The organism is Tsuneonella aeria (assembly GCF_009827495.1).
GTDB lineage: Bacteria > Pseudomonadota > Alphaproteobacteria > Sphingomonadales > Sphingomonadaceae > Tsuneonella > Tsuneonella aeria.
This window is the reverse complement of the sequence record NZ_WTZA01000001.1, coordinates 1,664,226-1,683,764: the sequence shown is the minus strand read 5'-3', so window position 1 is coordinate 1,683,764 and position 19,539 is coordinate 1,664,226. Positions and strand designations below refer to the sequence as shown.

The window sequence follows — 19,539 nt, the reverse complement described above, 5'->3', positions numbered from 1 at the left end:
TCCGACATACGCCTGCGACATCGGCGCCATATATCGGCAGGGTGAGTTGCGGCGGCGCTGGTTCGGCCTTTCCTCCCCCTGCCGGACCTGGCGCCCCGCAGCTCTATCCGTTTCCCGTGAAAACCTCCGGAGCGTTCGACTATGCGTAAACTGACCCTTTCGGTGCTCGCCGCGGCTGTCGCCGCCAGCGGCATCGCTGCCGCCACCCCCGCGCTCGCCCAGCAGGGCCGCGCGCCCCAGGCCGAGATGACCCGCGCCCAGGCCGAAGCGAAGGCCGGGGAACGCTTTGCCCGGATGGACGCCAACAGCGACGGCGTTATCAACGCCGCCGACCGCGAAGCGCGCCGGGCCCAGTTGTTCGCCCGTCTCGACACCGACCGCAACGGCCAGATCAGCCAGGCGGAATTCGCCGCGCAGCGCCGGGGCGGGGCCGATGGCGACCGCGCCGCTGCCGCGAACGGCGAAAAGCGGCAGGGCGCAAAGGGCGCGCACCGCATGGGTGGCCGCGGCATGGGCGCGCACCGGATGGGCGGCATGATGGCCGATGCCAACCGTGACGGCACGATCACCCGCGCCGAATTCACCGCCGGGGCGCTCGCCCGTTTCGACCGCATCGACACGGACCGCAACGGCACCGTGAGTGAGGCCGAGCGCCAGGCCGCGCGCCAGGCGATGAAGGCCCAGCGCGAGGCGCGCAAGGCGCAGCGTCAGGCCAACTGAACGCGGCACGCCGCGGGCGATGGGGGCGCGCTTGACCGGCGCGCCCCCGACCGGGCACCACGGACCGACGATGACCGACACGGCGCCCATTTCCAGCCTCCCCGTCTCCATCCTCCTGGTCGATGACGAGGCCACGCTTCGCGAACCCCTGGCGGCCTATCTGGCCCGCCAGGGGTTCGTCGTGCGCGAGGCCGAAAGCGCGGCCGCGGCGCGCAGCGTGCTGGTGTCGGACACGCCCGACCTCGTCCTGCTCGACGTGATGATGCCGGGGGAGGACGGCCTGTCGCTCTGCCGCCATCTGGTCGAAAGCAAGGCCATTCCCACGATCCTGCTGACCGCGAAGGGAGAACCGACCGACCGCATCGTGGGCCTCGAGATCGGCGCCGACGATTACGTGGTGAAGCCGTTCGAGCCCCGCGAGCTGGTGGCGCGCATCCGCTCCGTCCTGCGCCGGGCACAACGCGCGCCGGCCGCGCCCGATGATGACGCGCTCTACGAATTCGAAGGCTGGCTGCTCGACCCCCTGAAGCGGCGGCTGGTCGATCCCGAAGGGGCGACGGTGCCGATCTCGACCGCCGAGTTCCGCCTGCTCACCGCGTTTCTCGACCGGCCGCGCCAGGTGATCGATCGCGACCGCCTGCTCGACCTCGTCCAGGGCCGCGAGGCGCACTTGTTCGACCGCGCGGTGGACAACCAGGTCAGCCGCCTGCGCCGCAAGATCGAGGCGGACAGCCGCAATCCCCACTTCATCCAGACCGTGCGCGGCGGCGGCTACCGCTTCGCCGCCGACGTCCGCCGCCTCGCGCCCGGCGCCACGCCGTGAACCTCTGGCCGCGCAGCCTGCTGGGGCAGGTCCTGCTGTCGGTGGCGGCGGCCCTGCTGGCGGCACAGGCGATCTCCGCCGTGCTGCTGCTGCGCGCGGCGGACGAGCGGCGGGAACAGCGGCTTGTCGGCAGCCTGGCGGTGCAACTGATCGCAGCCGCGAACGCAGAGGGCGGCGCCCGGCGAGACCAGGGGCCGATCGGCGGCCGCCGCCTGCGGATCGAGCGCAGCGCCCAGCTCCCCGCGCTGCCCGGCGACGCCCCCGTGCCCCGGCTCCAGCGCGCGCTTGCCGGGGTGCTGGTGGAGGAAGGGATGCAGACGGGCGCCGGTGTCCGCGTGGTGGAACGCGAGGCCTTGCGCGATCCGCGGATCCTCCAGCGCATCGCCAGCGGCCGTCCGTTCGGGAACGGCATTCCGCCCAGCCGTTCCCACGTCGTGCTCGCCAGCGTGCCCCGCGCCGATGGCACATGGATCACCGCCCGCGTGCTGCAGCCCCCGCGCGAAAACGGCGCGCTGCGCGGGCTGGTCATGCAGACCGCCGTCCTGTTCAGCGTGCTGATGCTGGCGATGTGGCTGATCCTGCGGCGCATCACCCGGCCGCTCGCCGCGCTGACCGGCCGGGTGGAGACGTTCGCCCGCACGCAGGATCCCGCGGGGCAGCTCGCCGCCGAAGGGCCTGACGATGTCCGCAGGCTGATCGCCGCGCACAACGCCATGGAGGCGCGCATCGCCGCGATGCTGGACGAAAAGGACGTGATGCTCGGCGCCATCGGCCACGACCTCAAGACACCGCTCGCCGCCTTGCGGGTCCGCATCGAATCGGTGGAGGACGAAGGCGAGCGCGCGCGCATGGCGGCGGGGATCGAGGATATCGTCCGTACGCTCGACGACATTCTCACCCTGGCGCGGATCGGCCGGGCGGGGGAGCCGCCGGAACGGACCGAGCTTGCCGCGCTCGCCGCATCGGTGGTCGAGGAGTTCGAGGACATGGGCGACGACGTGACGCTGGCCGACGGGCCGCGCGTGGTCGCGGCGGTGCAGGTGACCTGGGCCAAGCGCGCCCTGCGCAACCTCGTCTCCAACGCGGTGCGCTATGCCGGCGGGGCCGAGGTCGCGGTCTCGCGCGAGCGCGGGGAGGCGGTGCTGCGGGTCAGCGATCACGGCCCCGGCATCCCCCCGGATCGCATCGGCGCGATGACGGAACCGTTCGTGCGGGGCGAGGCGAGCCGCAACCGGGCGACCGGCGGCGCGGGCCTTGGCCTCACGCTCGCCCGCGCGATCGCGGAGGCGCACGGCGGCAGGCTGGTGCTGGCGAACCGGCCCGAAGGCGGCCTTGCCGCCGAGCTCCGCCTGCCGTTCTAGCTCAGCGTTCCTTGGTGGCGGAGAATGTCAGCTCCGGGTTCTTTTCCGCCTGGTAGTTCACGTCCCACGGGCTCTTGGCCATGAACACCGGGTCGCCGTCGCGGTCCTTGGCCAGGGTCGCGCGGTTGAAGTCGGTGAAGGTCTTCATCGCCGTCTCGCTGCCGCGGATCCAGCGGGCGGTGGCGTAGGGCGATTGCTCCAGCACCGCCTCCACCTTGTATTCCGCCTCCAGCCGGCTGACGAGCACGTCGAGCTGCAGCTGGCCGACGACGCCCACGATCCACTGTGCGCCGATCTCGGGATAGAACACCTGGATCACGCCTTCTTCGGAAAGGTCGTCGAGCGCCTTCCTCAGCTGCTTGGTCTTGGTCGGATCGCGCAGCACCACGCGGCGCAGGATTTCGGGCGCGAAATTCGGCAGGCCGGTGAAGCGGACCTGGTTCTTTTCGGAAAGGGTGTCGCCCACCCGCAGCGTGCCGTGGTTGGGGATGCCGATGATGTCGCCCGCCTCCGCCGTGTCGGCGATCTCGCGGTCCTGCGCGAAGAACAGGATCGGCGAATGAACCGCGATCGGCTTGCCGAGGCCCGACGGGGTGAGCTTCATGCCGCGTTTGAAGGTGCCCGAAACCTGCCGCATGAAGGCGATCCGGTCGCGGTGGTTGGGGTCCATGTTGGCCTGCACCTTGAAGATGAACCCGGTCACTTCGTCGCGCGTCGGCGGGATCTGTTCATCCCCGGCGGGCTGCGGGCGGGGCGGGGGCGCCCACCGGTCGATCGCGGCGATCAGTTCCTCCACGCCGAAGTTCTTGAGCGCGCTGCCGAAGAACACCGGCGTCAGGTCGCCGTTGCGGTAGGCGTCGAGGTCGAAGGCGGGGTATCCTTCGCGCACCAGCTCGATCTCCTCCGCCAGCGCATCGGGGAGCGTGCCCACCGGTTCGCGCGTGCCGAGGTATTCGCGGCTGCCGCCTTCCGGCACGGCGACCGTATCGTCCGAAAAGTCGAGCACGCCGGTGAACAGCCCGCCCATGCCGAGCGGCGCCGACTGGGGGCTGACGTCGAGCGCCAGCGCATCGGCCACTTCGTCGAGGATCTCGAACAGTGAGCGGCCTTCCCGGTCCACCTTGTTGACGAAGGTGATGATCGGGACGGAGCGCAGCCGGCACACCTCGAACAGCTTGCGGGTCTGCGGCTCGATGCCCTTGGCCGCGTCGATCACCATGATCGCGCTGTCGACCGCCGTCAGCGTGCGGTAGGTGTCCTCGGAGAAATCCTCGTGACCCGGGGTGTCGAGCAGGTTGAAGACGGTGCCGTCCTTCTCGAACGTCATCACGCTGCTGGTGACGGAAATGCCGCGCTGCTGTTCGATCTTCATCCAGTCCGACCGCGCGCGCCGCGCTGCCCCGCGCGCCTTGACCTCGCCGGCAAGGTGGATCGCGCCGCCCTGCAGCAGCAGCTTTTCCGTCAGCGTGGTCTTGCCAGCGTCCGGGTGGGAAATGATCGCGAACGTGCGGCGGTTGGAGGTGGTCATCGGAAAAACTCTACATCAAATTCATCGTCACCCCGGCCCCGAGCCGGGGTAGTGCTGCCTTCGAGCGTGACTATGAGATAAAGCGTGGCGCGTGAAAAAAGCACCGGCCCCGGGTCAAGCCCGGGGCGACGTGATAGTTGAAGTCAAGCGGACTGGCTAATTCTCTCTCGCCACGCGGAACCCGGCGAAGTCCTGGTTCACCGGCATCAGCTCCAGCCGGTTGATGTTGAGGTGCGGCGGCAGTTCGGCGATCCAGCGGATGGTCATCGCGATATCCTCCGCGGTCATCGGATTGACCCCGGCGTAGAGGGTGTCGCTCGCTTCCTGGCTGCCGGTGCGCACCAGGGTGAATTCGGTTTCCACCATGCCCGGCTCGATGCTGGTCACCCGCACGCCCGTGCCGTGAAGGTCCGCGCGCAACGCGAGTGTGAAGTGATTGGCGAACGCCTTGCTGCCGGCATAGACGTTGCCGCCGGGGTAGATGTAGCTTCCCGCGACCGAGCCGATGGCGATGATCGCGCCCTTGCGCGCGATCAGGCCGGGCAGCAGCAGCCTCGTCACCGTCACCATCGCGGTGACGTTGGTGTCGATCATCGTCTGCCAGTTGACGAGATCGGCATCCTGCGCGTTCGAAAGCCCCTGTGCCAGGCCGGCGTTGTTCACCAGCAGGTCGATCTCGCGAAAATCCTCGGGCAGCGCGGCGAGCGCGGCTTCGAGCGCAGCCCTGTCGCGCACGTCGAACGCCGCCGGGTGGACGTTCTCGGGGCCGAGTTCGGCGACCAGCGCGTCCAGCCGTTCCGCCCGGCGCCCGGTGGCGACGCAGCGCCACCCGCTGGCCACCAGGGCGCGCACGGTTGCGGCGCCGATGCCGGCGGTGGCGCCGGTGACGAATGCCGTTCGTCGCGCGGTGCGGCTCATCCCCTCAACTCCGCGCCGATCTTGCCTGCCGCGGCGACGATGCGGTCCGCGATGCTCTTGATCTCGGCATCGGTGAAGGACTTGTCGCCCGGCTGGAGAGTCACCTCCACGGCCAGCGATTTCCGGCCCTCCGGCACGCCCTGTCCGCGGAAATCGTCGAACACGTGCGCGGCGACGATGCTCGCCTTGTCGGCGCCCCTGACCGCGCGCACCAGGTCGCCGGCGGGCAGGCCTGCATCGACCAGGAAGGCAAAGTCCCGCCGCACGGCCTGGAGCGCCGGCGGGGCGTAAGCGGGCCGCGCGAAGGCGGCGTTCTTGCGCGCCGGAATGGCGTCGAGGAACAGTTCGGCCGCCATGACCGGCCCGTCGATATCGAAGGCCTTGAGCGTCTGCGGGTGGAGCGCGCCGAACCGGGCGAGCACGGTCTTCGGGCCCAGTCGCAGCGTGGCCGACTGGCCGGGGTGGAACTGCGGCCCCGGCCCCGCGGCGTCCGGGCCGAACACTTGCAGGTTATCGACCGGCGCGCCGGCCGCTTCCAGCAGCGCGAGCGTTTCGGCCTTGGCATCGTAGGCGTCGAACGGCTGGGCCTTGCCCGTCGCCCAGCCGCGCGGCGCTTTGTCGCCGGCCAGCAGCACGCCCAGCGTCGTGCGTTCGTCGCTGACGCCGCTTGCGCCGCGCAGGTAGCGGCGACCGATCTCGAACAGGCGCACGCTGCCTGTCCCCCGGTCAAGGTTGCGGCGGGCCGCGGCGAGAAGGCCCGGCATCAGCGACGGGCGCATCGCCTTCATGTCCTCGCTGATCGGGTTTTCCAGGATCCACAGGCCCGCGTTGCCATCGGCGAAGTGGTCCGCATCGGGAACCGGCAGGAACGACCAGGTGATGGCCTCGCCCAGCCCGCGTGCGGCGGCGGCGCGGCGCACCTTGCGCGTCATCGCCTGTTCCGGCGTGGCGGTCGGCCGCGCGACCCCGTCCGCGCGCGGCAGAGGGGTGGAGGGCACGTGGTCCAGCCCGTGGATGCGGACGACCTCCTCCACGATGTCGGCCGGGCCTTCGATATCGTGCCGCCGCAGCGGCGCGGTGACGTGCCAGAGGCGCTCGTCAACGGGGGATACCGCGAAATCGAGCCGCTCCAGGATCGCGCGCTGCTCGTCGCGCGGCACGGCGACTCCGCCCAGCCGCTCGGTCAGGTCCGGATCGAACGTGACCACGGTGGGCTGGCTCGGCGGCGATCCGGCCCTGGCCACCGCGCTCGCCTCGCCCCCGCAGGTGCGCAGCACCAGATCGGTCAGCATGTCGAGCCCGGCGTCGAGGAAGGCCGGGTCCACCCCGCGTTCGAACCGGGTGCGCGCATCGCTGGCGATGCCGAGCTTGCGCCCCGTCGCGCCAATGCGCGCGGGATCGAAATAGGCGATCTCCAGCAGCACGTCGGTGGTTTCCGGCGTCACGCCCGAATGTTCGCCGCCCATGATGCCGCCGATATCGTGGACGGCCACATCGTCCGCGATCACGGTCATGCTGGAATCGAGCGTGTAGGTCTTCTCGTTCAGGGCCTCGACCTGCTCCCCGTCCCGCGCGCGGCGGGCCACGACGGGGCCTTGCAGCCGGGCAAGGTCATAGACGTGGGCCGGGCGCCCGAACGCCAGGCTGAGGTAATTGGTCACGTCCACCAGCGCGCTGATCGGGCGCTGGCCGGCCGCGATCAGCCGCGCCTGCATCCACGCCGGCGAAGCGCCGTTGCTGACGCCGCGGATCACCCGGCCATGGAACGCGGGGCAGCCTTCGGCGTCGTCGGTGCGGATTTCGACCGGGCAAGGGAACGTGCCGGGCGCGGGATCGGCACGCCACGGCTTGAACGTGCCCATGCCGGCGGCGGCGAGATCGCGCGCGATGCCTTCCACGCCCATGCAGTCGGGCCGGTTGGGCGTGATCGCCACGTCGAACACCGGGCTTGCGCCGTGGTAGCTTGCGAAATCGGTGCCCACCGGTGCGTCGGCCGGCAGCTCGATGATGCCGTCGTGCTCGTCGCCCAGCTCCAGCTCGCGCACCGAGCACATCATGCCGTTGCTCTCGACCCCGCGGATGGCGCTCTTGCGAAGCTCCATCCCGTTCGCCGGAACGACCGCGCCGGGCAGGCCGAGCACGCCCTTCATCCCGGCGCGCGCGTTGGGCGCGCCGCACACGACCTGCAGGGGTTCGCCATCGCCCGTGCTGACGGTCAGCACCTGCAGCTTGTCTGCCTGCGGGTGCGGCGCGGCGGTCAGCACTTCGGCCACGCGGAACCCGGCGAGCTTTTCCGACGGGTCTTCCAGCCCTTCGACCTCCAGGCCGATGGCGTTGAGCTTCGCGGCGATCTCGGCGGCGCTGGCCTCGGTGTCGAGGAACGCCTTCAGCCATTCCAGCGAGAACTTCATGCCCGCGCTCCCACGCCGGCCGACAGGGTCGGCTGGTCGAACGCGCCGAAACCGTAATGCGCAAGCCAGCGCCCGTCGCCGTCGAAGAAAGCGCGCAAATCGTCCATCCCGTATTTCAGCATCGCCAGCCGGTCGACGCCGACACCGAAGGCGAAGCCCTGCCACTGTTCGGGATCGAGCCCGGCGAATTCCAGCACGCGGGCGTTGACCATGCCGCTGCCCAGCAGCTCCATCCAGCCGTGCCCCGGCGCATCGCCGTCACCGCCCAGCACCCGGCGCCTCGCACCATTGGCGTTCACGTCCTGCCAGCCGACATCGACCTCGACCGAAGGTTCGGTGAACGGGAAATAGCTCGGTCGCAGGCGCAGCACGATATCGTCCCGTTCGAAGAACGCCTTGAGGAACGTCTCCAGCGTCCACTTCAGGTGGCCGAGGTGAATGCCCCGATCGATCACCAGCCCTTCCACCTGGTGGAACATCGGCGTGTGAGTCGCATCGCTGTCGCTGCGATAGACCCGGCCCGGCGCGATGATGCGCAAGGGGGCGCCGTGCGCGACCATCGACCGGATCTGCACCGGGCTGGTGTGCGTGCGCAGCAGCATGCGGGTGTTTGCGCCCACCGCGTCCCCGTTAGGGGGAGTATCACCGATGTTCGACGCCGGATGAGAATTCTCTTCGGCACCTTCGCGGGGGAAGTAGAACGTGTCGTGCATGGCCCGCGCCGGGTGGCTTTCGGGCATGTTCAGCGCGGTGAAATTGTGCCAGTCGTCCTCGATCTCGGGGCCGGTGGCGACGGCGAAACCCATGTCGGCGAAGATTTCGGCAAGCTCGTCCATCACCTGGCTGACCGGGTGGACGGACCCGCGCGGCGCCGCCGGGGCGGGCAGCGTAAGATCCTGCACTTCGCTGGCAAGCTGTTGTTCCAGCGCTGCTTTTTCCAGCTCGCCCTTGCGGGATTCGATCGCCCCGGCGACCGATGCCCGCAGCGCCTGGATGCGCGGCCCTTCGGCCTGGCGCTGGTCCGGGCTCATCCCGCCCAGCGTCTTCAGCAGGGCGCTGACCCAGCCCTGCTTGCCAAGCGCGGCGATCCGCTCCGCCTCCAGCGCGTCGCCATCCTGCGCGCCCGCGATGGCGGCAAGCGCGGCCTCGAGCTTCCGGTCCTGTTCCGTCGTATCCATAGCGCCGCCGCCCTAGTGGCGCGGGGCCGTGACCGCAATGCCCGGCGCTTCAGGCGGCGGCGTCGTGGACGGTGCCGGGGCGGTCGAGCGTCTGCGCGGCCGAGCCCCAGGTCCGGGCCCGCTGCTCCATGAAAGCCGACAGGATCGGATGCGGCAGCGCGGCATACGTGCTCGGGCTCATACCCATGAAGGCGTGGAAATCGCGGTTGAAATGCGCCTGGTCGGTATAGAGCTCGTCGATCGCCGGGGTCCACCGGCCCATGCCCCCCAGCATCCAGGCCGCGAGGCTGCGCATGAAGCGCTGGCGCCGCAGCAGGAGCTTGGGCGGAAATCCGAAATGGCGCCGGCAGATGCGCTCCAGCGTCCTGACCGTCATGCCGGCGCGGGCGGCGAATTCGGCGACGGTGGCGAGGCCCAGCTCGACCATCGCGGCGTGAACCGCCCGGATCCGTGCCGCGTCGGCCACCGGCCGGTCGAACGGCTGCAGGGCCGCCACGATGCGGGCGTATTCCGCCGCATCGTCGGGCGGATCGGCGAAAATGCCGAGCAGCGGCGCGAACCGCGCGAACGCCGGGTGTCGCTCCGCATCGGCCAGCATGTTGGCATGGGCTGCGGCGGGCCGGCCGATCAGGCGCGCCCAGCCGAGCGGGAGGAACCCGATGCCCCACATCCGCGTGGTGCCGAGTTCGAACCGGGCGGACACGGCGCTTGGGCCGGTAATGCTGATGCGGGCGTCGTCGAGCAGCGGCCCGCCGTCCATCTGGGCCGCCGGCACATCGCCCGAGAATATGCGCAGATTGCCCCATTCCGGCTGCAACCAGTCGCACAGGCGCGCGCCCGGAGCGACGGTGAGTTCGAGCCGGTATATGCTGGTGAAGCAGTCGTGGAGTTCGGGGGGCGGGGGGTAGAACCGCACGTCGATCTTGCAGTCTTGCGTCATCGGCGGCCCGGCACCTCGGCATGCTGGACCGCGCGGGTGCAGCAACTGATCCTGCAATGCGAAACCCGAAGGGCCTTCGACGTGCCCCATTCCTTGTATGGACGCGACACTATTCCTGTCCGCAGCCCGTGGCAAGTGTTATGCGTAATGTTTACCGGTACCGCGCGACGGTGGGCATGTCGATCGGCGCGGCCGCGCCCTGATCGGCCATGCGCTGTTGCATGATCGGGCGCAGGATGGGGTGCGGCAGCTTGCCGTAGGCAGTGGGCGTGATGCCCATGAAAGCCTTGAATTCACGCACGAACTGGGCCTGGTCGTGATATTGTTCGTCGAGCGCGTCGATCCAGCTCAATGAAGGATCGAGCATGTGCTGGGCCAGGCTGCGCAGGAAACGCTGGCGCCTGAGCAGGACCTTGGGCGTGAAGCCGAAATACCGGCAGCACAACCGTTCGAGCGACTTGATCGATGCGCCGAGTCGATCCTGCAGCACCGAAACCTCGCCGATGGCCGGATCGCGCAGCAGTTCCTGGCAGGCGAAAATCTCCGCCTCGCGCGGGACGGGCCGGTGGCTGTGCCGCATCAGCTGCGCATCGATGATCGCCGCCTTGTCCTCCACCGTGCCGTCACACCGGACGATCGCGGGGAGGATATCGGCGAACAGGGCGAAGGTGGGGTGCGTGCTCCCGTCCACGGTCTGGTTGGCGAGCAGGTGGGCATCGCCCTGGGCAAACTTCGCCCACCCCGCCGGTTGCAGCCCCAGGCCCCAGATGCGCGAGGTGCGGACCCCGAAACGGATCGACTTGCTCGTCGGTCCTCCTGCGACGAACGGCCATTGCGGCGTCATCTCGCCCGGTCCCACGCAGGCGATCGGCGCGGGCCCTTCGGCAAAGCGCAGGGCGGCCCATTCGGGATGCAGGTAATCATCGACGATGCCGTCGCCGGCGTCGATCTCGGTCAGGTAGAGCGCGGTGAAATACGGCCGCAGGGGTTCCGAAAGACGGAAAAAGCGGACGGAGATGCGGGGCGTGTCCGCGTCGGGTTTGATAGGGGCGGTCCTTTCGGCGAGTGCGACCCGAAGAACCCTGCATCCTTGTATGTTTTGGCCAGTGTAATGACGGGCCGCCCCAGACACGTCAAGGGCGCCGCAGGCCAGGCCCGCGGCGCCCCTGTGCGACGCGTCTTTGCCGAACGATTAGTTCAGCGAAGCCTTGGCCTGGGCGACGATCGCGGTGAAGGCACCGCCTTCGTTCATCGCCAGATCGGCCATGACCTTGCGGTCGAGTTCGATGCCCGACAGCTTAACGCCGTGCATGAACTGCGAGTAGGTCAGGCCTTCGGCGCGGACCGCGGCGTTGATGCGCTGGATCCACAGCGCGCGGAAGCTGCGCTTCTTCGCCTTGCGGTCGCGGTACGCGTACTGGCCGGCCTTTTCGACGGCCTGGCGGGCGATGCGGATCGTGTTCTTGCGCCGACCGCGATAGCCCTTGGCCTGTTCGAGGATGCGCTTGTGCTTGGCGCGGGTGGTAACACCCCGTTTGATACGTGCCATTCCGAAATACTCCTGTCTCTAGCCGCGCTCAGGCGAGCCCGTAGGGGGCCCACTTCTTGATCGTCCGCGCATCGGCGTCGGCGATCACGGAGGTCCCGCGGTTCTGGCGGATGTACTTCGCGTTGTGGCTGATCAGGCGGTGCCGCTTGCCGGCGACCCCGTGCTTGACCTTGCCGGTGGCGGTGAGCTTGAAGCGCTTCTTCACGCCGCTCTTGGTCTTCATCTTGGGCATTTTCGTCTCCTTTCGGGGACACGCTCGAACCGGCCCTGGCAGCCCTTTTGGCCAGGCAGGCTCATGAATCACGTGTCGGTGAAGCGGGCGCCCCTAAGGCGAAGCGCGGCAAAAGGCAAGCGCGCCCTTGCCGGCGGCGGCGCGCGGCCGGGTCAGTGACCGCAGGCGAGCGCCTCGACCACGTCTTCCAGCCGGGCGGGATCGCCCAGCGCGATGACATGGCCGTCGCTGCCCGCGTGCAGCGGTTCGCCGTTCCAGTCCGCCATCGTCCCGCCGGCACCTTCGACCACCGGCACCAGCGCCGCGAAATCGTGCAGCTTCAGCCCGGTTTCGCAGACGAGATCGATCTGGCCGCTGGCGAGAAGGCCGTAATTGTAGCAATCGCCGCCCCACACCATGCGGCGGTGCGCCGTCTTGCCCGCCAGCGCCATGAAATGTTCCGCCGAATGATCGTCGAACAGGCTGGGGCTGGTGGTCGCCAGCACCGCATCGGGCAACCGCGGGCAGGGCCGGGTGCGGACCTCAGCCCCGTTGAAAGTCGTCCCCCGGCCCATCGCGCCCACCCAGCGTTCGCCGGTCACGGGCTGGTCGATCACGCCCAGCACCGGGAACCCGTCCTGCAACAGGGCGATGAGAGCGCCGAAGATCGGGCGGCCGGCCGCGAAGCTCACCGTGCCGTCGATGGGATCGAGCACCCAGCGGCGGGTGGCGCCTTCTCGCTCGATACCGAACTCCTCGCCCTGGATGCCGTCGCGCGATACTTCGGCGACGAGGATGCGGCGCATCGCCTCCTCCGCCGCGCGGTCGGCCAGGGTGACGGGCGATTCGTCACCCTTCGTCTCCAGCCCGATGTCGCCGCGGTAATATGGCCGGATCGCGGCCCCCGCCGCATCCGCCAGGCGGTTGGCCAGGGCAACGTCGTCGGACAGGCTCATATCTGCCGCGCCCGCAGCGTGATGTCGGTCATTGTCACGGAGTCAATCGAACAGGCTCGAAACCGAACTCTCGTCGGCGATCCGGCGCACCGCTTCGCCGATCAGGGGGGCGATGGTGAGGTAGCGGATCCGCTTGCTGTCGGCCGCGGCGTCGGTCGCGCGGATCGAATCGGTGACGACGAGCTCCTCCAGCGCCGAGGCGTCGACCCGCGCGACGGCGCCGCCTGACAGCACACCGTGCGTGATATAGGCTGTGACCGAGCTCGCCCCGTTATCCAGCAGGGCCTGCGCGGCGTTGCACAGCGTGCCGCCCGAATCGACGATATCGTCGATCATGATGCAGTGCCGGCCCTTCACCTCGCCGATGATGTTCATCACCTCGCTCTCGCCGGGGCGGTCGCGGCGCTTGTCGACGATGGCCAGCGGCGCGTTGTCGAGCCGCTTGGCGAGAGCGCGGGCGCGGACCACCCCGCCGACATCGGGGGATACGACCATCAGGTCCTTGTCCCCGTACCGGGCCTGGATGTCCGCAGCCATGACGGGGGCCGCGAACAGGTTGTCGGTCGGAATGTCGAAGAAGCCCTGGATCTGCCCGGCGTGAAGGTCCACCGCCAGCACGCGGTCGGCGCCGGCTTCGGTGATAAGGTTCGCGACCAGCTTGGCAGAGATCGGCGTGCGCGGGCCGGGTTTCCGATCCTGCCGCGCATAACCGAAGTAGGGCACGACCGCCGTGATCCGTTTGGCGCTGGCCCGCCGCAGCGCGTCGATGCAGATCAGCAGTTCCATCAGGTTGTCGTTGGCCGGGAAGCCGGTCGACTGGACGACAAAGACATCCTCGCCGCGCACGTTCTCGTGGATCTCGACGAAGATCTCCTCGTCGGCGAAGCGGCGGACGCTGGCGTCGGTCAGCGGCATCTCAAGATACGCCGCGATCGCCCGCGCGAGCGGCAGGTTCGCGTTGCCGGACATGATCTTCATTGCGGGGCACTCATCCTTGCGGGGGAATCGGTGCGCGCGGCTTAGCCGAGGGTCATGCGATTGCAACAGTGCACCGGGGCAAGCGTGGGGGATTAGGCTGCCGCAACGAGCCTCTGGCTTGTCGTTGGCGCGATCGCCGCGGCGAGGGCGAGTGCTTTATACGGCTCGGGTCTGCGGCCCATGGAGCCGTGCTTTTAGCCCACCCGGTGTTCGCCCTTGATCCAGCGGACCGTGCCGCTCGACGCCCGCATCACCACGCTCTCGGTGGTCATCTTGCCGCCGCGCAGCCGCTTCACCCCGTCGAGCAGCGACCCGCTGGTGACGCCGGTCGCGGCGAAGATGCAGTCCCCCTTCGCGAGGTCCTCCAGCTTGTAGATGCGGTCGAGATCCTCGATCCCCCACTTGCGGGCGCGGGCTTTCTCGTCCTCGTTGCGGAAGACCAGGCGGCCGTTGAACTGCCCGCCGACGCAGCGCAGCGCCGCGGCCGCCAGCACGCCCTCCGGCGCGCCGCCCGAACCCATGTACATGTCGATCGTGGTGTCGGGATCGGTCGTGGCGATGACGCCGGCAACGTCCCCGTCGCCGATCAGCACCACGCCGCACCCCAGGCCGCGAAGCTCCGCGATCAGGTCTGCATGGCGCGGCCGGTCGAGCACGCAGACGATGATATCGCCCGGCTCCACGCCCTTCGCGGCGGCGACCGCCTTGACGTTTTCCGTCGGCGTCCTGGCGAGATCGATCACGCCTTCGGGGTAGCCGGGGCCGACCGCCAGCTTGTCCATGTAGGTGTCAGGCGCGTTCAGCAGGCAGCCGTGCTCCGCCGCGGCGAGCACCGCCAGCGCATTGGGACCGGCCTTGGCGGTGATCGTCGTGCCCTCCAGCGGGTCGAGCGCGATGTCGATCCTGGGCCCGCGGCCGGGCGCGCCGCCGACCTTTTCCCCGATGTAGAGCATCGGCGCCTCGTCCCGCTCGCCTTCGCCGATCACCACGGTGCCGTCGATCTCCAGCTCGTCGAAGGCGCGGCGCATGGCTTCCACCGCGGCGGCATCGGCCGCCTTCTCGTCGCCCCGGCCGATCATCCTGCTCGCCGCGACGGCGGCGGCTTCGGTCACGCGGACCAGTTCGAGGACGAGTACCCGGTCGAGCACGCTCGAGGCGCGGGGCGAAGCGGTGCCTTGCGGAGTGTTCATCTGTAATTCAGTCCCGTAGCGGTGATAACGTCGGCGCGCTTAGACGAGGGAGCTTGCGATTGTCGAGACGAACGGGGTTCGGCAACGCACATGCATTCATGGGCGCGATCGCGCTTGTCGTCGCTCCGGCAGCTTCGGGCGCGCAGGACAGCCCGCCCCCCGTCAATGCCGAGCAGGCGATGGAACGCGCGCGCGAGGTCTACGGGCCGCCCGACACCCGCGCCCGCCCCGAATGTCCGCCGCCCAAGCCGGGCGACGAGATCGTGGTCTGCGGCCAGACCGAGGACATGTCGAAATACCGGGTCCAGTCGTCCGGCGATCTCGATCCGGCGGGGGCGGGCGCGACGGATACGATCCCGCGCGCGCCGGAGGTGGGGACGGCTTATCCCGGCGTGGTCGTGGCATCGGGATGCTTCATCCCGCCGTGCCCGCCGCCGATGCCGGTGCTGATCGACCTGAAGGCCATTCCCGAAGCGCCGCCGGGCTCCGACGCCGACCGGGTCGCCAAGGGGCTGGCCCCGCGCGGCGACACGCGCGACGCCGGCGTCACGCCTCCAGGATAGGCATCACCAGCGGCGCCGCGGTGAGGCTGGGCGAACCTTCCAGCAGCCGCATGGCGTCCGTGACGCAGCGTTCCGGCCCATCGTGCGTCACCATGACCACCAGCACCTCGCCTTCGGTCGTCGAGCGGCCTTGCTGGATCAGGCTTTCGATCGAGACACCCCCGTCGCGCATCGCGGCGGCGATTTCGGCCAGCACGCCGGGCTTGTCGGCGACGGTGAAGCGCAAGTAGTTGCGCCCCCGGCGATCGCCCGGCTCCGATGGCGCCATCGGCACGAGCCGGTCGGCGGGGATGGAGAACGGCGGCCCCGCGTCGCGCCCGTCCGCCGCCGCCCGCGCGATGTCGATGAGATCGGCGACCACCGCGCTCGCCGTCGGTCCGTCGCCCGCGCCGGCGCCCTGGAACAGCAGGCGGCCCGAGAAATTCCCCTCCGCCACCACAGCGTTGGTGGGGCCGTCGACGTGCGCGAGAGGGTGGTCGCGCGCCACCAGGCACGGGCGCACGCGCTGGAGCATCCGGGCGGGCGAGCTGCCGGCATTGCCAGGCTCGGCATTCTCGACGTCGGCCGTCCCGACCAGGCGGATCACAAAGCCGAGGTCGGCGGCCCGCGCGATGTCCGCCGCGCGAACCCGGGCGATGCCTTCGGCCGACACGCTGGCGAAATCGAGCCGCGCCCCGAACGCGATCGCCGAGAGGATCGCCAGCTTGTGGGCGGCGTCGATCCCTTCGATATCGAACGTCGGGTCGGCTTCCGCGTACCCCAGCGCCTGGGCTTCCGCCAGGACATCGCCGAAATCGCGGCCGGTATCTTCCATGGTCGACAGGATATAGTTGCACGTGCCGTTGAGGATGCCCTGCACGCGCACGATCGCGTTGGCGGCAGCCCCTTCGCGCAAGGCCTTGATTACCGGCACACCGCCGGCCACCGCCGCTTCGAACCGCAAGGGGACGCCGGCCGCCTCTGCCGCCTGGGCAAGGGCGAGCCCGTGGTGCGCGATCATCGCCTTGTTGGCGGTGACCAGCGCCTTGCCTTCGCGAATGGCGTTGCGCGCCAGCGTGAGCGCGGGGCCATCGGCGCCGCCGACCAGTTCGACCACCGCGTCGATATCGTCGCGGCACGCCATGGCGGTCATGTCGTCGCACCATTCGAACGGCGACAGGTCCACGCCCCGGTCCCGCGACCGGTCGCGCGCGCTGACGGCTATGATGCGGATTTCACGGCCGGCGCGGGCCGTCACCAGCGCGTCGTTCGAGGCGAGCAGGCGGATGACGCCGGCCCCGACCGTTCCCAGTCCGGCGAGCGCGATGCGCAGCGGTTCGGCCATATTCTCGTCGTTGCTCCTTGTTGCGCGGCCCTTATGCCGCGGCAGCGCGGTGCACCAACAAAGAGTTCCTTTGCGCCCCGTCAGGCGCGCCGCGTCAGCCCGCGCAGGCCATCACTGCGCCGCGAACGCGCGCGGGCAGGGGCCCAGCTCCCGCATGACCAGGGCATAGTCATCCGCCGCTTGCGCGCGCGATGCACTGTCGGACGACAGGTTCGCGCGTGCGGGAAGCGTGGCGGGCAGGAAGCAGGCGAGGCGATACCACGCCAGCGTCTCGCGCACCGGGGGGCGCGCGGACTGGTCGACGATCTCCGAAAACGATACGCCCCACGACGGCGCCATCCCCGGCCGCCGCACGATCGTCAGTGCGGCCGGATCGCCCGTCGCGGTGGAGAGGAACACCTGCGTTTCGGATTCCCCGGCCAGCGTTCCGGGCACGGCCAGGGCGTCGCGCACGCCGGTGATCGCGGGCGGCGCGTCCGCGCCCGCCAGCGCGCTCAGGATCGGGCGCAGGCGCGCCTCTGCGGCGGGAGTGTGTGGCAGCTGGGCATGCGTGCCGACCAGTTGCAGCTGGTCCGGCTTGCCCGGCACCGCGCGCGAGAACAGCAGGAATTCCCGCTTCTTCAGCTTGGGCACCTTGCCCTTCGCGTCGAGCGGCACGTCGGCAAGGTAGCTCACCGATTCGCCCAGGGGCGCGGCGCCGGCGATGAGGGCCTTCGTCTGCGCTTCTATATACAGGCGGGCGTGACCGGGCGCCAGGCCCGGGGCCCGTTCGGCGGGAACCTGCGCCTGCCGCGCGACGCGCACGTGGACCACCAGGTCGGCGGCGTCGGCGAGATCGGCGAGATCGGCGTAGGTGGCGGCAGGCGCGCTGGTCGCGGGCGCGGCAGCGGCCCCGCCGGCGAGCGCCACGGCGAGAAGGGCGGGGAAGGCGCGGGCAAGGCCACGGGCGCGAAACGAACGGGACACTGTCATTCTCAACGCGCTAGACCCGTTGCGGAGGGAAGGAAAACCATCTGACATGGGGCACGTTTGAGCGCCCGGGCACTGAATCCGGGCTTAACCGTAAAAGCGTTTGCGCGGTGTTCTCATCGCGGTTAAGGCGAGGCCCAACCGGGGGCATAACAAGTCAACCCCCGGCGGCCCGCGCCGGGTCATCGGGTATCCGGCTGGCCCAGCAGGCCGTCGCAAATCCGGTGGGCCGACAGGGGGAACAACTGAGTGATGTTTCGGCCGGCCAGTCCGGCTTCGAAGCATGTGCGCCGGAACCGCTCCGGTGCTTGGCGATGGAGTGATGCGACTGAATGGCCTACGTTGACCAACAGATGAGCGGTAATCGCATTGTTGCGATCATCATCGTTGCACTTATTCACGTCGTCGTCGGGTATGCACTTGTCACCGGTCTCGCCTATTCGGCGATCTCGAAGGTGGTCGAGCGCGTGACGACGGTCGATATCGAGGAGCCGCCGCCGCCCGAAGAGGAGCCGCCGCCGCCCGAAGAGGTGCCGGACACCGCGCCCCCGCCGCCGGTCGCGCCGCCGCCGCCGGTCAATATCGCCGTGGCCCCGCCGCCGATCCGCACGCAGCCGACGATCCCGCCGCCTGCTCCGCCGGCATTGGTGGTGCCGCCGGCAGCGCCCGTGGCGCCGCCCGCGCCGCCGCCTGCGCCGCCGCCCCCGCCTCCGCCGGCATTCCAGCCCAAGGCGCCGACTCCGCGCGGCAACCCCGGCAACTGGGCCAACGCGAACGACTATCCGTCCCGCGCCCTGCGCGAGGAGAAGGAAGGCGTGACCCGCTTCCGCGTGGAAGTGGACGCCAACGGCCGGGTCACCAGCTGCAACGTTACGGGATCGAGCGGCACGCCCGAACTCGACAGCACGACGTGCTCGCTCATCCAACGCCGCGGTCGCTTCAATCCGGCCACCGACGGCCAGGGCAAGCCGACGAGCGGTTCGTGGGCAAGCTCGGTCCGCTGGGAAATCCCGGAATAAAATCTCGCATTCATTTTCTACGGTTTATCTGATTATCTGAGAGGACTTTCGCATGGTTTTCGACATTCTTACCGCGGCGGCCGCTGATGCCACGCCGAAGAACCAGTTCGGCTTCTGGGAAGCCATGAATCAGGGTGGTGTGATCGCATGGTCGATCTTCATCATCCTGGTCATCATGTCGGTCGGATCGTTCTACATCCTGATTACCAAGTGGCTGGAACAGCAGAAGATCCTGAACCAGTACAAGGCCGTGCGCTCCAATTTCTGGCGCGCGCCGTCGCTCCGTGAAGGTGCGAGCAAGCTGGAAAAGAACAGCGCCTGGCGCCAGCTCGTCGACGATGGCCTCTATGCCGAAGAATCGCACGGCAAGATGACCGACAGCCTGGAAGCGCACGACTGGCTGCACGGCTCGCTCAATCGTTCGGAACAGTCGATCAACGCCAAGCTCGCGGGGGGCCTGCCGTTTCTCGCGACCGTCGGTGCGACCGCGCCGTTCGTCGGTCTGCTCGGCACCGTTATCGGTATCTACCGCGCGCTGATCAACATCGGCCTGGCCGGCTCGGCCTCGATCGACAAGGTCGCCGGCCCGGTGGGTGAAGCGCTGATCATGACCGCGATCGGTCTGCTCGTCGCCGTGCCTGCGGTGCTTGCCTACAACTGGCTGCAGAGCCGCAACAAGCGCATCGCCGAGCTGCTCTCCGGCTTCTCGACCGACATTCTCGCGAACATCAATTCGCGCGGTGCGGTCAAGCCCGCGGTGCTGACGGCCACGTCGACCCAGCAGGCGGGCAAGGCTGCCGCGACCGCTCCGGCCGCCAAGCCTGCCGCTACCACGGCCACCACGACGGCGCCGCGTCCGTAATCGGGCTGTTCGGGAGAGCCGGCCAGGCGCCGCTCTCCC

General features: G+C 69.4%; 19 protein-coding genes. 6 read left to right on the top strand and 13 right to left on the bottom strand.

The features are described from left to right. Nucleotides 1-141: 141 nt before the first annotated feature. From GRI40_RS08245 to GRI40_RS08235, 3 genes are all read left to right on the top strand, one after another. The gene (locus GRI40_RS08245) at nt 142-720 is read left to right on the top strand and encodes an EF-hand domain-containing protein (RefSeq protein WP_160610877.1); all 579 of its coding nucleotides are present in this window, start codon (nt 142-144) and stop codon (nt 718-720) included. 70 nt (nt 721-790) lie between these two features. Beyond that, entirely contained in the window at nt 791-1,543 is a 753-nt protein-coding gene (locus GRI40_RS08240; RefSeq protein ID WP_160611502.1) for a response regulator, read from the top strand. Next, on the top strand, nt 1,540-2,904 hold the full coding sequence (locus tag GRI40_RS08235; RefSeq protein ID WP_160610876.1) for an ATP-binding protein: 1,365 nt from the start codon (nt 1,540-1,542) through the stop codon (nt 2,902-2,904). The genes GRI40_RS08240 and GRI40_RS08235 overlap by 4 nt, the downstream gene beginning before the upstream one ends. Before the next feature lies 1 nt (nt 2,905). Here GRI40_RS08235 and GRI40_RS08230 read toward each other — a convergent pair whose 3' ends face one another. The 11 genes from GRI40_RS08230 to glpX all read right to left on the bottom strand — a co-directional run bounded on the left by GRI40_RS08230 (nt 2,906) and on the right by glpX (nt 14,763). Continuing rightward, nucleotides 2,906-4,432, bottom strand: a complete 1,527-nt coding sequence (locus GRI40_RS08230; RefSeq protein ID WP_160610875.1) for a peptide chain release factor 3 — start codon at nt 4,430-4,432, stop codon at nt 2,906-2,908. Between the two features lie 156 nt (nt 4,433-4,588). Then, nucleotides 4,589-5,350 carry an SDR family NAD(P)-dependent oxidoreductase gene (locus tag GRI40_RS08225; protein ID WP_160610874.1) on the bottom strand — a complete coding sequence of 254 codons (762 nt, stop codon included), beginning with the start codon at nt 5,348-5,350 and terminating at the stop codon, nt 4,589-4,591. Then, nucleotides 5,347-7,761 (bottom strand): phenylalanine--tRNA ligase subunit beta, encoded by a 2,415-nt coding sequence (gene pheT / locus GRI40_RS08220; RefSeq protein ID WP_160610873.1) that lies wholly within the window; start codon nt 7,759-7,761, stop codon nt 5,347-5,349. Before pheT ends, GRI40_RS08225 begins: the two co-directional genes overlap by 4 nt. After that, on the bottom strand, nt 7,758-8,939 hold the full coding sequence (gene pheS / locus GRI40_RS08215; RefSeq protein ID WP_160610872.1) for a phenylalanine--tRNA ligase subunit alpha: 1,182 nt from the start codon (nt 8,937-8,939) through the stop codon (nt 7,758-7,760). The genes pheT and pheS overlap by 4 nt, the downstream gene beginning before the upstream one ends. Nucleotides 8,940-8,988: 49 nt before the next feature. Beyond that, nucleotides 8,989-9,879, bottom strand: a complete 891-nt coding sequence (locus tag GRI40_RS08210; protein ID WP_160610871.1) for a helix-turn-helix domain-containing protein — start codon at nt 9,877-9,879, stop codon at nt 8,989-8,991. Nucleotides 9,880-10,030: 151 nt separating this feature from the next. Further along, entirely contained in the window at nt 10,031-11,011 is a 981-nt protein-coding gene (locus GRI40_RS14095; RefSeq protein ID WP_160610870.1) for a helix-turn-helix domain-containing protein, read from the bottom strand. A gap of 60 nt (nt 11,012-11,071) precedes the next feature. After that, nucleotides 11,072-11,428, bottom strand: coding sequence for a 50S ribosomal protein L20 (gene rplT / locus GRI40_RS08200; protein ID WP_160610869.1), 357 nt, complete (start codon nt 11,426-11,428; stop codon nt 11,072-11,074). 28 nt (nt 11,429-11,456) lie between these two features. After that, the gene (gene rpmI, locus GRI40_RS08195) at nt 11,457-11,660 is read right to left on the bottom strand and encodes a 50S ribosomal protein L35 (protein WP_160610868.1); all 204 of its coding nucleotides are present in this window, start codon (nt 11,658-11,660) and stop codon (nt 11,457-11,459) included. 152 nt (nt 11,661-11,812) lie between these two features. After that, nucleotides 11,813-12,595, bottom strand: a complete 783-nt coding sequence (locus GRI40_RS08190; protein WP_160610867.1) for an inositol monophosphatase family protein — start codon at nt 12,593-12,595, stop codon at nt 11,813-11,815. A gap of 42 nt (nt 12,596-12,637) precedes the next feature. Further along, complete coding sequence (locus tag GRI40_RS08185; protein WP_160610866.1) at nt 12,638-13,573, bottom strand: ribose-phosphate pyrophosphokinase; 936 nt, start codon at nt 13,571-13,573, stop codon at nt 12,638-12,640. Between the two features lie 194 nt (nt 13,574-13,767). Continuing rightward, complete coding sequence (gene glpX / locus GRI40_RS08180; protein ID WP_160610865.1) at nt 13,768-14,763, bottom strand: class II fructose-bisphosphatase; 996 nt, start codon at nt 14,761-14,763, stop codon at nt 13,768-13,770. Nucleotides 14,764-14,822: 59 nt separating this feature from the next. Here glpX and GRI40_RS08175 point away from each other — a divergent pair, with 59 nt between their 5' ends. Continuing rightward, a complete protein-coding gene (locus tag GRI40_RS08175; RefSeq protein ID WP_160610864.1) occupies nt 14,823-15,326 on the top strand; it encodes a hypothetical protein in 504 nt (167 codons plus the stop codon). Here GRI40_RS08175 and GRI40_RS08170 read toward each other — a convergent pair. Beyond that, on the bottom strand, nt 15,310-16,650 hold the full coding sequence (locus GRI40_RS08170) for a homoserine dehydrogenase (RefSeq protein ID WP_160610863.1): 1,341 nt from the start codon (nt 16,648-16,650) through the stop codon (nt 15,310-15,312). The two genes, GRI40_RS08175 and GRI40_RS08170, sit on opposite strands and share 17 nt — an antisense overlap. Before the next feature lie 111 nt (nt 16,651-16,761). Next, nucleotides 16,762-17,622 carry a hypothetical protein gene (locus GRI40_RS08165; protein ID WP_202390165.1) on the bottom strand — a complete coding sequence of 287 codons (861 nt, stop codon included), beginning with the start codon at nt 17,620-17,622 and terminating at the stop codon, nt 16,762-16,764. Nucleotides 17,623-17,951: 329 nt separating this feature from the next. Between GRI40_RS08165 and GRI40_RS08160 the strand changes: the two genes are divergently transcribed. Together GRI40_RS08160 and GRI40_RS08155 are read left to right on the top strand one after the other, a co-directional pair. Next, entirely contained in the window at nt 17,952-18,638 is a 687-nt protein-coding gene (locus GRI40_RS08160) for an energy transducer TonB (RefSeq protein ID WP_160610862.1), read from the top strand. A gap of 52 nt (nt 18,639-18,690) precedes the next feature. Beyond that, nucleotides 18,691-19,500, top strand: a complete 810-nt coding sequence (locus GRI40_RS08155) for a MotA/TolQ/ExbB proton channel family protein (RefSeq protein WP_160610861.1) — start codon at nt 18,691-18,693, stop codon at nt 19,498-19,500. Nucleotides 19,501-19,539 lie beyond the last annotated feature (39 nt).